The organism is Anaeromassilibacillus sp. An200 (assembly GCF_002160025.1).
Taxonomy (GTDB): Bacteria; Bacillota; Clostridia; order Oscillospirales; family Acutalibacteraceae; genus Caccousia; species Caccousia stercoris.
The window spans coordinates 25,020-38,610 of the sequence record NZ_NFJU01000013.1; the positions used below are offsets into that span (position 1 = coordinate 25,020).

A 13,591-nucleotide genomic window follows, 5' to 3' on the forward strand; every position below is an offset into this window, starting at 1 on the left:
ACCGCCCCCCTTAATGAATCAGCATGAGAATCAGCAGGTTCAGCCCGCCGCAGAGAAGCGTGACAATCCAGCAGCTGTTGAGCAGGGTTTTCCACTTCACGCGGGCGCAGACGTTATCCCACAGAATCTCCAGAAAATAGACGAACAGGCAGACAGCGATCGCAAGCGGCCAGCTCCACCAGTTTTCGTTGAGGAAAAACAGGGCCACCAGGCCGAGCATCAGGATCATCTCATAATACTCCGCAACGTTCATAATGGCAAAGGTTGGCCCCGCCATCTCGGTTGTGATGCCTTTGACCATCTCCTGGTGCGCATGGTGGCTGGTGGAGAGATCAAACGGAGATTTGCGCAGTTTGATCGCCGTAATGAAGAAGAACCCCATCAGCATCCCAGGCAGAAACAGCACCGCGCTGTACGGCATGGTGATGATCGTTCCCACATGGAAGGAACCCGTTGCGAGATAAAAACCGACAGCCATGAGAAGCGTGAGCGGCTCATAGGCCATCATCTGGATCATCTCACGCCCCGCGCCAAGCGTGGAAAACGGCGAAGAATCGCTCGAAGCCGCCATGATAAGGAACATGTCCGCCGTGGTCAAAACAAACAGGCACATCAGGATATCCGCTCCGGCGAACAGCATACAGCCTGCCACAGCAAGGAAAATCAGGTAACTCAGATTCAGAAGGAGCTGCACACTGTTGACGGCAAACATCTGCTTGGTGAACAGCTTCTGCAAGTCATAGAAGGGCTGAAGCAGCGGCGGGCCTTTGCGGCCCTGCATGCGGGCGCTGAGGATGCGATCCACACCGTCCAGAAGGCCGCCCAGGAAGGGAGCAAACAGCAGATACGCGACAACGGAAACCACCTGTATCATACGGCACCTCCCACAATCAGGCAAAGCATCACGATGAGCAGACCCGAGGAGAAGATCACCGACGGGCGCATCAGGCGGCGCATACCGAACTCAAAGCGCAGATACCAGTTGGAGAGATAGAGGTGCTCCGGCTCCCCGTAGCTGTTGACAAAATAGGTGTTGTCCCCCATATTCGCGCCGCCCATATAGATCGGAACGTACACGCGGCGCGCCGACCGTGTGACGAGGAACATCATGGTAGGTACAAAGAGAACGGAGATCAGCATAACCGCCATGGTGGTCAGGACGCTCATGGACAGCACCTCATGCGCGGAACCGAAGATTTGCAGCACAATCGGCGTCACCACCTGACGTTCCATCAGCGGGAACAGCAGGCACAGCAGCACCACACAGACCGAATGGATGAACATGGAAATGTATTGATCCGTTTTGGTGATGTCTTTGGCCTCCGCTTTGGTATGGTGGATCGAGATCAGCTTTGCCAGCCATTTGGTCCAGTAGAGCATTGTTGTGGCGCTGCCGTAGGCGAGAAACAGCACAAGCAGCACGTCGCCCGCGTCGACAAACGCTTTGAGCGCCACCCATTTGGAGATCAGCATGCCGAACGGGGCAAGATACATGCCCGCAATCCCGATTCCCATGATGTACGTCAGCTTCGGCAGGCGCAGGATCAGGCCGTGCATATCTTCAATGTCACGCGACCCAAGGATATTTTCGATGGAACCGACCGCCTGGAACAGCATGGATTTGCTGACGGCGTGAAAGATCATCAGAAGGACGGCCGCCCAGATCGTCTCCTCCTTGCCGATTCCGGCACAGGCGACGATCAGACCGAGATTGGAGATCGTGGAGAAGGCCAGCACCTTTTTGCCGTCGTTCTGCGCGATCGCCATCATGCTGCATGCGATAAAGGTAAAGCCTCCGATCAGGGAAACCATCGTGCCGCCCATCGTTCCCGCCATTGCGGGGGAAAGGCGGATCAGCAGATACACGCCCGCCTTGACCATCGTGGCGCTGTGCAGCAGAGCGCTTGACGGCGTGGGAGCCACCATCGCGCCGAGCAGCCAGGAGGAAAACGGCAGCTGAGCCGATTTCGTCAGCCCAGCGAGAGCCAGCAGCGCGATCGGGATCGGCGCGCCGATCCGCACAACCTCCTCCAGCTGAACTGTGCCGAGCGTTGCCGCCGAAACGGCAATCGCGACAGCAAAGCCCAGGCCGCCCAGAAGGTTCATCCACAGCGCGCGGAAGCTGTTTTGCACCGCTTCCTCTGTGCGGGTGTAACCAATCAGCAGGAAGGAAATAACGCTGGTGATCTCCCAGAAGAAATACATCCAAACCAGATTTCCGGACAGGACAAGACCGAACATCGCACCCAGAAACAGAAACAGCATGGAGAGGAAAAAGCCGGTGCGGTTCCGGTATTCTGTATGATGATGGTGGTACACCTTCATATAGCCGACCGCGTAAATACAGATCAGCCCGCCGACAAAAGCCGCTATCACCGTCATCAGCATCGAAAGGCCGTCCACCTGCATGTGGCTTGCAGGCTCAACCGGGAAATTTGTCTCTGCCCAGATCATCACCGCCGTCTGCCCGACCGAGAGCAGAATCACCGGGTACTTGCGGTGTATGATGCTCAGATAGACAATCAGCGCCATAAGCAGAAGCTCCCCGCCGAGCATCAGATGATCGATCAGTTCCGTTTCCTCATAAAAGCTCATAACCGCGCCGCCGGACAGCAGCCACTGGGCCAGCAGCACAACGGACAGCACCATAACGCCGCCCGCTCCTACATAGACAAGAGGGCCCCGGACACGCTCCGATTTGAGGAAGGGGATCAACACCGCGATGAGTACGGGCCAGCCAATGAGAAAAGGAATCACACCCATAACCATCCTCCTTCTTTGTCCCAAACGGATGGATAATCGCAGAAAAGCCCCCGTTCCGGTCTGGTCCGGCGGGGCTTTTCACGTCTCCGGGTGGGACACTGTCAATGTGTAAAGTAATTTCATTATAGTCCTAACTTTTTTGTTTTACAAGATCGTTTCTTGGCAATTATTTTCTTTTTCTGCAATTTTCTTCTGTCTTTCTTATGGATTTCGTATGGAATTCCACGCCGGAGCGTGCTACAATAGGTTCTGCAACAGAAGGCGGAAACCACCTGCCCGCCCGATGAAAGGAGAGGATTCCTGTGCATGAACTGGCTGTTACGCAGGACATTTTGGAAATTTCGCTCAAGGCCGCACAGGAGCAGGGCGCGTCCCGGATCCGCGCCATCCGTCTCAGCATCGGCCCTTTCTGTGGTATTGTTCCGGAATGCATCCAGATCTATCTGGATGTGCTCGCCAAAGGAACCGCCGCCGAGGGCGCGAAGATAGAAGCCACGCTGCTTCCCCTGCGCGTACGGTGCCGCGACTGCGGCAGAGAAAGCGAAATCTCCCGCACCCATATCGCATGCCCGTCCTGCGGGAGCCTGCGGCTGGAACGTCTGTCCGGAAGGGAATTTACAGTGGAAAGTCTGGAGGTCGATTAAGCCATGGAAATCAAAGTGATGCATCAGGTGATGGAGTGGAATCAGGACGTGAGCGCGCAGGTGCGCGCCCTGCTGCGGGAAAAGCGAGTCTGCCTGATCAACGTTATGGGCAGCCCCGGCACGGGAAAGACAAGCCTTATCACCTCCCTGATCGCACAGCTTCGCAATGAATTTTCCATTGGTGTGATCGAAGGAGATATCACGGGGCAGATTGACGCGGAGAAAATTGCCGCCCTGCACATTCCCGCCGTCCAGCTCAACACGGACGGCGCCTGTCATATCGAGGCCATGAGTATTCAGAACATCCTTCCTCATTTTGATTTGGACGCTCTGGACGTGCTGTTTGTGGAAAACATCGGCAACCTCGTCTGCCCCGCCGAATTTGATATCGGGGAAAACTTCCGGATCACCGTTTTAAGCATCCCGGAAGGCGACGATAAGGTGAAAAAATATCCGCTTATGTTCACGGACACCGACTGCCTGGTGCTCAGCAAGTGCGACATGCTGCCGTATTTTGATTTTAACACCAAAACCGTGCGCGAAGATTACCGGGGCGTGAACCCGGAAGGGCCGCTGTTCCTCCTCTCCAACCGCACCGGGGACGGCGTGGCGGAGCTGGCCGAGCATCTGCGCGATCGCATCCGCCGGGAGCTGGCATGAGCGAGATTGCCCGGCTGCGCCTGACGGTTTCCGGGATTGTGCAGGGCGTCGGCTTTCGCCCTTTCCTGCACCGGCTGGCAAACCGGCTGGGGCTTTGCGGCTGGGTGCGCAACACTGCCGCGGGCGTGGAACTGGAGCTGGAGGGCAGTGAGGATGCGCTTCAGGCGTTTCAAAGAACGCTGCGGGATTCCCCACCGCCGCTGGCTGTGATCGAGGAAATCCGGTGTGAAGCGTTGGATGGGACGCGCGGTGACACAACGTTTTCCATTCTGCCGAGCGAAGCGGGAGAGGGCGCGACGCTCGTCTCCCCCGATCTTGCTCCCTGTCCCGCCTGTCTGTCCGAGCTCACCGATCCCCACGATCGGCGGCACCGCTATCCCTTTCTGAACTGCACCGACTGCGGGCCGCGCTTTTCGATTCTCCGCGATCTCCCCTACGACCGATCGCGCACGTCCATGGCCGCGTTCCCGATGTGCTCCGACTGCGCGGCGGAATACGGCGATCTCACCTCCCGCCGCTACCACGCACAGCCGGACTGCTGTCCCGTCTGCGGGCCGCGCGCCTGGTTCTGCGAAGCGGATGGAGCAGAGCTTCCCGGCGACGCGGTGGCACTGGCCCAGCAATCGCTGGCAGCGGGAAAGCTGGTGGCGGTCAAGGGCAGCGGCGGAATCCACCTGGCCTGCGATGCACGGAACCAGGAAGCTGTCCGACGTCTGCGGGAGCGCAAGCACCGCCCGGGGAAACCGTTGGCTGTGATGTGCCGCGATACGGAGACAGCACGCCGGTTCTGCCGCATCTCAGCGGAAGAGCAGTCACTGCTCGAAAGCCCGCGCCGTCCGATTGTCTTGCTGAAAAAGCACCATCCAGACGATTTTCCGGAGTGGAGCGCAACCGGGACGATCGGCGTTTTTCTTCCCTATACTCCCCTGCATGTCCTCCTGCTCGACGGAAGCGCGGGAGGGCCGGACACGCTGATTTTCACAAGTGCCAACCGGCCCGGCGAGCCGGTGCTGATCGAAAACGAGGACGCTGTCGAAGCGCTCGCGGGAATCGCGGACGGCTATCTTCTGCACGATCGCCCCATCGTAAACCGCTGCGACGATTCCGTCCTGCGCCTTTGGCGCGGCTCGCCGGTCTTTTTCCGCCGCAGCCGCGGCTATGCTCCCCAGCCCGTCCTGCTGCCCTTTGACGCGACGGGCGTGATTGCGTTCGGTGCGGAGCAAAAAGCTTCCTTCGCAGCCGGGCGGGAACGGCATGCTTTTCTGAGCCAGCACATCGGAGATCTGAAAAATGCCGCCGTGCTGGATCATTACCACTCCGCTCTGGAAACGTACCTGCGCCTGTTCCGCATCCGGCCCACCGTCCTCGTCTGCGACCGGCATCCAGACTATTTTTCTGCGCGGGAAGCGCAGGAAACAGCGGAGCGTTTTTCCCTGCCGCTTCTCCGCGTGCAGCACCACTGGGCACATCTGTGCGCCTGCCTGGCGGACAACCGCTTCTCCGGCCCTGCGTTTGGGATTGTCTGGGATGGGACGGGGCTCGGCACAGATGGAAGTATCTGGGGCGGAGAGTTTCTGACCGGCGGCTTTGATGGCTTTGTGCGTATGGGGAGCCTGCGTCCTGTTTTGCTGCCGGGCGGGGACGCGGCGGTCCGCGAGATCGGGCGCATCGCCCTTTCCCTTCTGTGGGACGCTGGACTCTCGCCCGAAAACGCTCCTCTCCCCCCCGCCAAGCGGACGGCCCTCACAGCGATGCTGGAAAAAGGGATTGCGTGCCCCGCGGCAAGCAGTATCGGGCGGCTGTTCGACGGCGTTTATTCTCTGCTGACGGGAACACCGTCCGTTTCCTACGAGGGTGAGGGGGCTGTCCTGCTGGAAGCCATGCTTCGCCCCGATGTGCCGGGAACGCCGTACCCGCTGGCATTCTATGAGGAAGATGGCGTGCGCCGCTTTGATTTCCGGCCCATGCTCCGCGCCCTTGTCCGCGACCGGGACGCGGGACTGCCGCTTGCCGCGATCGCGCGAAGCTTTCATGAAACGCTGTGCGATCTGGCGCTGGCCCAGTACCGGGCGCTCAACCCCGATCGCCTTCCCGTCGCGCTGAGCGGCGGCGTTTTTCTCAATCAAGCCCTGTTGGATGGTATCACCGATCGGCTCACCGCCGCCGGATATCCCGTTCTGACTCACCGCCGCGTTTCACCGGGCGACGAGGGTCTCTGCCTCGGACAGCTCGCCATTGCGGCATGGAAAAGGAGAAACAACCATGTGTTTGGCAGTTCCACTGAAAATCCAATCCATTGACGGCAAGGTGGCCGTCGGAGAAGCCGGGGGCCTTTCGCAGACGCTCCGCGTCGATTTCCTGCCCGATCTTCAGCCGGGCGACTATGTGATGGTCCACGCGGGCTTCGCGATCCAGAAGCTGACCGAGGAACAGGCGCGCGAAAATCTCGCCTGCATTCAGGAGGCTCTTGATGCGCTTTGATCGGGAATTCCGCCATCCGCAAGGGGTGGATCGCACCCTTGCCGCGCTGCGGGAAATCATCCGGGACACCGGGCCGATCCGCCTGATGGAAATCTGCGGCACGCATACCATGGCAATCGCGAAATCCGGGCTGCGTTCCCTGCTTCCGGATGGACTCTCCCTGATCTCCGGACCGGGCTGTCCCGTCTGCGTCACCCCAGCCGGAGCGATTGACGGAATCCTGCGCCTGTCCGAACAGCGCGGCGTTCTTCTTGCAAGCTACGGCGATTTGCTGCGCGTGCCGGGATCGGAACGCGGTGATTCCCTGCTGCGCCGCCGGGCGCTCGGCGCACCCATTCACACCGTCTATTCTCCGATGGAAGCGCTTTCGCTGGCGCGCGAGCATCCGGACCATGAGGTGATCTTTCTCGGCGTCGGCTTTGAGACGACGGCCCCCGGCACGGCGGCGTGCCTGCTGGAAGCACGGGAGCAGAACCTTTCCAATTTTTCCGTCCTGAGCCTGCTCAAGCGGACGGAGCCTGCTCTGCGCACGCTGATTGCCGATCCGGATTTTGCCGTGAACGGTTTTCTCTGCCCCGGCCACGTCGCCGCCATCACAGGGGCGCGGGCCTTCGCGTCCCTGCCGCAGGAATTCCGCCTTCCCGCCGTAGTTAGCGGCTTTGAGCCGGGCGATCTGCTCTACTCGGTCTGGCGGCTCGCGGACATGCTGCGCCGAAACGAACCCGCTCTCGAAAACGAATACACCCGCGTGGTCACGGAGGAAGGAAACCCCGCCGCCCTGCGCGCGATGGATCAGGTTTTCACAACGGCACCGGCTGTCTGGCGCGGATTGGGAGAAATTCCGGACAGCGCTCTTGTGCCGCGCGCGGAATTCGCCCCGTGGGACGCATCCATGAAATTTGCGTTTTGTCCGTCCTCCGGCGCGGAATCACCCGGCTGCCGCTGCGGTGAGGTCATCCGCGGGAAAATCCGGCCGCAGGACTGCCCGCTCTTCGGCTGTGTCTGCACTCCCGCCGATCCGATCGGCCCGTGCATGGTATCGGGAGAAGGAGCCTGTGCGGCTGCTTACCGGTACCGCGATTGAAAAGGAGACTGTCATGGAAGAAAGAATCACGCTGGATTACGGAAGCGGCGGTCTGCGCACTGCCGAACTCATCGATCGCCTGCTCGTCCCCGCCTTTCAGAATGACGCGCTCGCGGCGCTGGGAGACGGGGCTGTCCTCCACAATACAGGTTCCCCCCTTGTCTTTTCCACAGACAGCTTTGTGGTCACGCCGTGGCGCTTCCCCGGCGGAAATATCGGTAAGCTGGCGGTCTGCGGCACGGTTAACGACGTGTGTATGGCGGGCGGCGAACCGCGTTATCTGAGCCTGTCCTTTCTCATTGAAGAAGGATTTCTTCTGCGGGATCTGGAGGAAATTGTGCGTTCTATCGCGCAGGAAGCCAAACGGGCAGGCGTTTCCATCGTCACCGGCGATACCAAGGTGGTGGAGCACGGCAAAGGTGACGGCATTTATCTCAACACCTCCGGCATCGGCTTTCTGCGTGCTCCTGGCCTTTCCCGCGATGCCATCCGCCCCGGAGATGTTGTCCTGGTCAGCGGGAGCGTGGGCTGTCACGGCGCGGCTGTCCTGATGGCGCGCGGCGATCTTCCCTGCGAGGGCGAACTGCTCTCCGACTGCCGCCCGCTGCACGAACTGAGCGCGGCGATTCTGCGTACAGGCGGCGTGCGTATTTTGCGCGATCCGACGCGGGGCGGGGTAGCCACCACGCTCAATGAATTTGTGGAACGCTCTTCCCTCTGCATTGAGCTGGACGAGGATGCGATTCCGGTTGATCCGCCGGTGGAAGCTGCGTGCGATCTGCTTGGCCTTGACCCACTTTACAGCGCTTGCGAAGGGCGGCTTCTGGCTGTTGTGGATCCCTCCCTCGCAGATCAGGCTCTTGACGCCCTGCGCGCTGTGGAGGGCGTCGAGGGAGCCGCACGGATTGGCCGTGTGACGGAAAGCCGCCCCGGCTGCGTGGTTCTGCACACCGCGCTCGGCGGTTCCCGTATTCTGAGCAAGCTCACCGGCGCACAGCTTCCGCGCATCTGCTGATGTGGAAGGTTCATTTCCGGCGCTCCCGGCAGGGCATGGAAGAAAAAATGGAGGCATACCTATGGGCCGAAGAAAACGAAAAGTTATCCTTCTGACCATCGCGGGAATTCTGGGCGCGGCCGCTGTGATTCTTCTGCTTGTAAGAATGACGGCACCTTCCAAAGAATTTACCGCCACCCAGGCAATCATCGAAAATCTTCCCGAATACCAGGATGAGATAGAGAGCTGGGGCTATCAGGTCAGCGTGTATGATCCCGCAAAAGAGAGCATTGAGGACGCCGGAACTGCTATGGACTACACACTGAAAAACTGGGCTTTGCTGTACTACAGCGGCCGCACCTATCACCCTGTCCTGATTCTGAAGGACTCCTCCGGCGGGTACTGGTTTTTCCATACCGGCTTTGACCAATATGCACAGGAAACCACCACGACCGAAACCGCACAGCTGTCATTCCCGGATGAAACCGAAGAAACGGTTCAGGTCACACGGCGGCTGATGCTTCAAAAAACCAATCTGGATCAGCCCGCATCTTTTCTCAACCGTTCCCTGCCGGGGGAACAATCGTATTATGACGTGGAAGTTTCCCTGTATGTAGACGCGCGAACGCTGGATACCGGCGAGGAAGTCTGGCTGCGGAAGCAATCGAACCTGGCATCCACCCAGTATTGCAGCAACAACTTTGAAGAGCATAAGCTGTTCCATGGCATTGACCCGGTAAAAGCAAGCCGGAATTCCGACTACGATATCAAGCAGAGCTTTTCCGCGAAACAGCTTTCCGATTGGTATCATCAGGGGCTTGATTTACAGGATCGGCTGATGGAGCTATACTATGGAAAAGAGGCCTGGAACAGCATTCGGGAGCAAGAGCAGGCACAGCCCTCATTTTCAGGGATCCCGAACCCATTTTCATCCTTCCGCGTGCTGACTATGTCCGATCAGGAGGTGGAGGATCGGCTTGAGGAGCGTTATGGAGAACCGTTTACTGTCCTCTTTTCCGAACCAATCGGGGGCAACGAGCAGGTGGAAGAAATCTGGGCCGCAAGGGTGTATACTGTGGTGCCGGAGAGGAACCCCGAAGAAATCTTTTTCGCGTACAGCACAGTGGAGGGAGAAACCTTTGGCGTACCTGGCTTCCGAAAGGGACTGTCGGACACCTATCAGCTGGATCGGCTCAAGTCCCTGTTGGAAGAAACTGCCGTGGGAACCGGGTGGGCTCCATCCTTCACCTATTTCCGCGCCCCATTTCAGGAAACAGAGGAACATTACTATTCCGCGATCCGGGTGGAGATGGACGTCACCCCTCAAAATTTGGATGATAGCTGTGAATTGCTGTCCGTCGCAATACAGAAATTTGTGGACGAGACAGGCTTGACGCCAAGTGAGGATTTTGTAAACACCGCTTTCCTTCTGCGATACCGGGAAGAGGAATGGCCGGACGATTGTATTTGCAGCGTGCGTTTGGACTGGAACGACGCCATTTCCGGCCCACTGGATTACCGTGCGGAAAGCATCCGCAACACCATGCTCTATGAGATAGAGGATTTCAAAGAGCGCAATGCGGAGCGTTTGAAACCGGATTCTCCGGAAACGGAGCCTGAGCCATCAAATCCCACTGTGATCTTCGAGGATGAGGGAAACCGCTTAATCTGGAATGCACCGGCACAGCCGGAGCCGGGGATCATCCGCAGAGAGGACGGCAGTTTTCAGATCCAGGGAGACGAGGTCAGGAACCCCTGGAACGAACAAACGCAGCACAGCGATTTTTGGATCTGGAGTGAGGAAGAACAGCAATGGACGATTTTCGTCTGGAATGGTGAAACACAGCAGTATGAACCTCAAACCGGTCTCAGCGCCTGAAAAAACATCCCGCCCGATCCCCGGAAAGTTCCGAGGGATCGGGCGGGATGAAATTTTTGCAGCAAGGCAAAAGGCTTATTCCGCGTATTTCAGCTTCTCCGGTGTCCAGCTCTCGATAATGGGCATGAATTTGGCAGCCCACTCCCGCGCGCCCGGCAGATCATGCTCCAGATAGTTGCCGCACTCCGCAGAGCAGGCGGCTCCCGGAATCGTGTCGTCAAAGACGGCAATCCGGCTGAAAATCTCCTGGATCAGTGCGATAACCTCTCCATGCTCCATACCGGTCACAAGGAAATAAAAGCCGGTGCGGCAGCCCATGGGGCCAAAATAGATCACTTGATCCGCAAAGGAGGAATTGCGTGCAAAGGTGGCAAACAGGTGTTCAATCGTATGCAGCACCGGGTTCGGAAGATAGGGCGGGCAATTCGGCTTGACCATGCGGATATCATAGGTCACAACATCCCCATCGACGCGGGACAGGTAGATTCCGGGCAAAAGCGTATCATGGTTCACACAAAAGCTGGCAATCTTTTTCATACGGTTATTCCTCCTCGTTTTCTCTCAGGCAAACGGGACGTTTCCCGTCAAAGCTGTAAAATCATGACAATCCGGCGCTTCACGGATCAGAGAGACAGCCCGCTCAATCGAACTTTCATACAAATCAAAAAAGCTGTCGCGCCGGGGTTCTCCGCTTTCCGGCGGCCAGCGCCAAGCTTCCAGAAGCGTATTGGCGTAATCGTCGTCCCCATCCTCTGTCATTCCCCGAATGTGACAGGAAATCGCGTGGGGCTTCCTGCCTTCCACCGCGCGCACCAGATTCTTTTTCAGTCCCGTGCGATCCGTGAGAAGAGAGAAAATTTTCCGGCAGTCCTCCAAACATTCCAGCAGACGTTCTTCCGAAAAACGGACGCTGTAAAGGCCAGCCAACACCGATACAAAAAGACGGGCGATGGAGCGCTCCGCCGCCGGATGGTGCGGCACTGTCCGTTTGAGCGGAAATTCATACGGCAGAGCCGACTGCTCATAGCGGAGAATAATCAAATCCAGCGCGGACTCCACCTCATTATGATATACACCGGTATTCTGCGAGGGATCGGCCTGCCGCATTGTCTCCGCCCTGCTCTCAATATAGGGGTGGCAGACGCTGTCGGCAGCATAATGACACAGGAAACCGAACGCATAGGAGCGGGCATATTCATCCTCCGGATGCTCCCTCACATACTTCCACATGGCGGAAAGCGTGGCGGCGGGGGGATCCGCATGAAGACGTTCTCCGTACTCCGAAAGGCTTTCCCCCTTCCACCAGGGAAGAAAACGATGGCAGGCAAAGAAATCCGGCCCCTGCGCCCCCCAGAAAAACGGTTCCCGGAGAACGGCAAAGGAGGGAATCTCCTTTTTCACCTGCTCCAGCACACGCTGGCATTGCAGGCAATGGGTGATGGCTGCTGGCATAACGGCAAGGCTCCTTTTCGGACAGAAAGAGAACGCCCTTGCAAGCTTCATGGGTTTGGGACTCTTCTCTCCTGTGTCCATATCAATCAAAAAAGGGAGCACGGCGGCTCCATACTCCCTCCATGGTATCATACTTGCGCGGGAAATTAAAGGACTTTTGACAAAAAATCCTGCAAACGCGGATTTTTCGGGTTTCCGAAGAACTCCTGCGGCGGCGCATCTTCCAACACATAGCCATCCGCCATAAAGAGAACGCGGGTAGCCACCTCGCGGGCAAAGCCCATCTCATGAGTAACAACCACCATCGTCATGCCGTCGTCCGCCAGCTCCTTCATCACCTGCAGCACCTCGCCGACCATCTCCGGGTCAAGCGCGCTGGTCGGTTCGTCAAAGAGCATCACATCCGGCTCCATCGCAAGAGCGCGCACGATCGCGATTCTCTGCTGCTGGCCGCCGGAAAGCTGGGCCGGGTAGGCGTCCGCCTTCTCGGCAAGACCGATGCGTTCGAGAAGCTGCATCGCCTGCTTGTCCGCTTCCTCCTGCGTTTTCAGCTTCAGACAAACGGGAGCCAGCGTAATGTTCTGCTTGACCGACAGGTGCGGGAACAGATTGAAATGCTGGAATACCATGCCCATCTTCTGGCGCAGGCGATCCACGTCAACGCCGGGCTTGTTGATCTGCGTGCCTTCAAACCAAATTTCGCCGCCGGTAGGCGTTTCCAGAAGGTTCAGGCAGCGCAGGAAGGTACTTTTACCAGAGCCGGAGGGGCCGACCACGACGATTTTTTCTCCCTTTTGGATCTCCTGATTGATACCTTTGAGGACATGCAAATCGCCGTCGAGTGTGTGGAAGGTTTTTTCCAGATCCTTAACGCTTATCACTTCTTGCCAGCCTCCTTTCCAGACGCTTGAGAATGGTCGTCAGACCAACAACCAATACCAGATAAACGGCAGCCACCATGAAGAACGGCATATATGCAACATATGTAATGCTGCGGATGATATCGCCGCCCTTGGTCAAATCCTGGATGCCGACATAGCCAGCCACGGACGTTTCCTTGAGTAGCACAATGAACTCATTGAAAATCGCGGGGGCGACGTTCTTGAATGCCTGCGGCAGAATGATGCGGATCATCGTGGTGCGTCCGCTCAGGCCAAGCGAACGCCCTGCCTCCATCTGTCCCCGGTCCACAGACTGGATGCCGCTGCGGACAACCTCCGCCACATACGCGCCGGAGTTCAGGCCAAACGCGATCATCGCCACCACAAGCGGCGGAATGAACGTTGCGGTAATGATGACGAAATACATAATCAGCAGCTGAACCACCATAGGCGTGCCGCGGATCACCGTCAAATAAAGGCCGCAGATTGCGTTAAGGATTTTCAGCCACCACTTTTTGCGATTCGCGGCATAGCTGATGCGGACCAACGCCGTCAGGCTGCCCAGCACCACGCCGATAATCACAGCGACCAGCGTGATCAGGAGGGTATTTCCCAGGCCCTCCACCAGATACATATACCGGTTCTCTTCAATGAAGCACCGGTAAAACTCTTCCTGCACCGATGCAAGGAAAGCAGACCCCTGGATCATGGATACATTCAAGCTGTGCACTTCCTTCCCTTATCAAAAAAACG

13 protein-coding genes are annotated in these 13,591 nt (G+C 58.0%); 7 read left to right on the top strand and 6 right to left on the bottom strand.

Going from position 1 to position 13,591, the window contains the following annotated elements; all coding sequences use genetic code 11:
* Nucleotides 1-10: 10 nt before the first annotated feature.
* Together B5F35_RS08080 and B5F35_RS08085 are read right to left on the bottom strand one after the other, a co-directional pair.
* Complete coding sequence (locus B5F35_RS08080; RefSeq protein ID WP_087239826.1) at nucleotides 11-874, bottom strand: complex I subunit 1 family protein; 864 nt, start codon at nucleotides 872-874, stop codon at nucleotides 11-13.
* Entirely contained in the window at nucleotides 871-2,763 is a 1,893-nt protein-coding gene (locus B5F35_RS08085) for an NADH-quinone oxidoreductase subunit 5 family protein (protein WP_087239828.1), read from the bottom strand. Before B5F35_RS08085 ends, B5F35_RS08080 begins: the two co-directional genes overlap by 4 nt.
* 302 nt (nucleotides 2,764-3,065) lie before the next feature.
* Between B5F35_RS08085 and B5F35_RS08090 the strand changes: the two genes are divergently transcribed.
* The 7 genes from B5F35_RS08090 to B5F35_RS08120 all read left to right on the top strand — a co-directional run bounded on the left by B5F35_RS08090 (nucleotide 3,066) and on the right by B5F35_RS08120 (nucleotide 10,505).
* Nucleotides 3,066-3,407 (top strand): hydrogenase maturation nickel metallochaperone HypA/HybF, encoded by a 342-nt coding sequence (locus tag B5F35_RS08090; protein WP_162611374.1) that lies wholly within the window; start codon nucleotides 3,066-3,068, stop codon nucleotides 3,405-3,407.
* Nucleotides 3,408-3,410: 3 nt separating this feature from the next.
* The gene (hypB, locus tag B5F35_RS08095) at nucleotides 3,411-4,067 is read left to right on the top strand and encodes a hydrogenase nickel incorporation protein HypB (RefSeq protein WP_087239832.1); all 657 of its coding nucleotides are present in this window, start codon (nucleotides 3,411-3,413) and stop codon (nucleotides 4,065-4,067) included.
* Nucleotides 4,064-6,367 (top strand): carbamoyltransferase HypF, encoded by a 2,304-nt coding sequence (gene hypF / locus B5F35_RS08100; protein ID WP_087239834.1) that lies wholly within the window; start codon nucleotides 4,064-4,066, stop codon nucleotides 6,365-6,367. Before hypB ends, hypF begins: the two co-directional genes overlap by 4 nt.
* Entirely contained in the window at nucleotides 6,330-6,548 is a 219-nt protein-coding gene (locus B5F35_RS08105) for a HypC/HybG/HupF family hydrogenase formation chaperone (RefSeq protein ID WP_087239965.1), read from the top strand. Before hypF ends, B5F35_RS08105 begins: the two co-directional genes overlap by 38 nt.
* Nucleotides 6,538-7,632: a hydrogenase formation protein HypD gene (gene hypD, locus B5F35_RS08110; protein WP_087239836.1), complete on the top strand. Its 1,095-nt coding sequence runs from the start codon at nucleotides 6,538-6,540 to the stop codon at nucleotides 7,630-7,632. The genes B5F35_RS08105 and hypD overlap by 11 nt, the downstream gene beginning before the upstream one ends.
* Before the next feature lie 13 nt (nucleotides 7,633-7,645).
* Complete coding sequence (gene hypE / locus B5F35_RS08115; RefSeq protein WP_087239967.1) at nucleotides 7,646-8,647, top strand: hydrogenase expression/formation protein HypE; 1,002 nt, start codon at nucleotides 7,646-7,648, stop codon at nucleotides 8,645-8,647.
* 61 nt (nucleotides 8,648-8,708) lie between these two features.
* Entirely contained in the window at nucleotides 8,709-10,505 is a 1,797-nt protein-coding gene (locus tag B5F35_RS08120) for a hypothetical protein (protein WP_087239838.1), read from the top strand.
* A gap of 75 nt (nucleotides 10,506-10,580) precedes the next feature.
* Here the strand turns inward: B5F35_RS08120 and B5F35_RS08125 are convergent, their stop codons facing one another.
* From B5F35_RS08125 to B5F35_RS08140, 4 genes are all read right to left on the bottom strand, one after another.
* Nucleotides 10,581-11,042 (bottom strand): S-ribosylhomocysteine lyase, encoded by a 462-nt coding sequence (locus B5F35_RS08125; protein WP_087239840.1) that lies wholly within the window; start codon nucleotides 11,040-11,042, stop codon nucleotides 10,581-10,583.
* 24 nt (nucleotides 11,043-11,066) lie between these two features.
* Entirely contained in the window at nucleotides 11,067-11,957 is an 891-nt protein-coding gene (locus B5F35_RS08130) for a zinc dependent phospholipase C family protein (RefSeq protein WP_162611375.1), read from the bottom strand.
* 146 nt (nucleotides 11,958-12,103) lie between these two features.
* Entirely contained in the window at nucleotides 12,104-12,838 is a 735-nt protein-coding gene (locus B5F35_RS08135) for an amino acid ABC transporter ATP-binding protein (protein ID WP_087239844.1), read from the bottom strand.
* A complete protein-coding gene (locus B5F35_RS08140; RefSeq protein ID WP_087239969.1) occupies nucleotides 12,825-13,547 on the bottom strand; it encodes an amino acid ABC transporter permease in 723 nt (240 codons plus the stop codon). Before B5F35_RS08140 ends, B5F35_RS08135 begins: the two co-directional genes overlap by 14 nt.
* Nucleotides 13,548-13,591 lie beyond the last annotated feature (44 nt).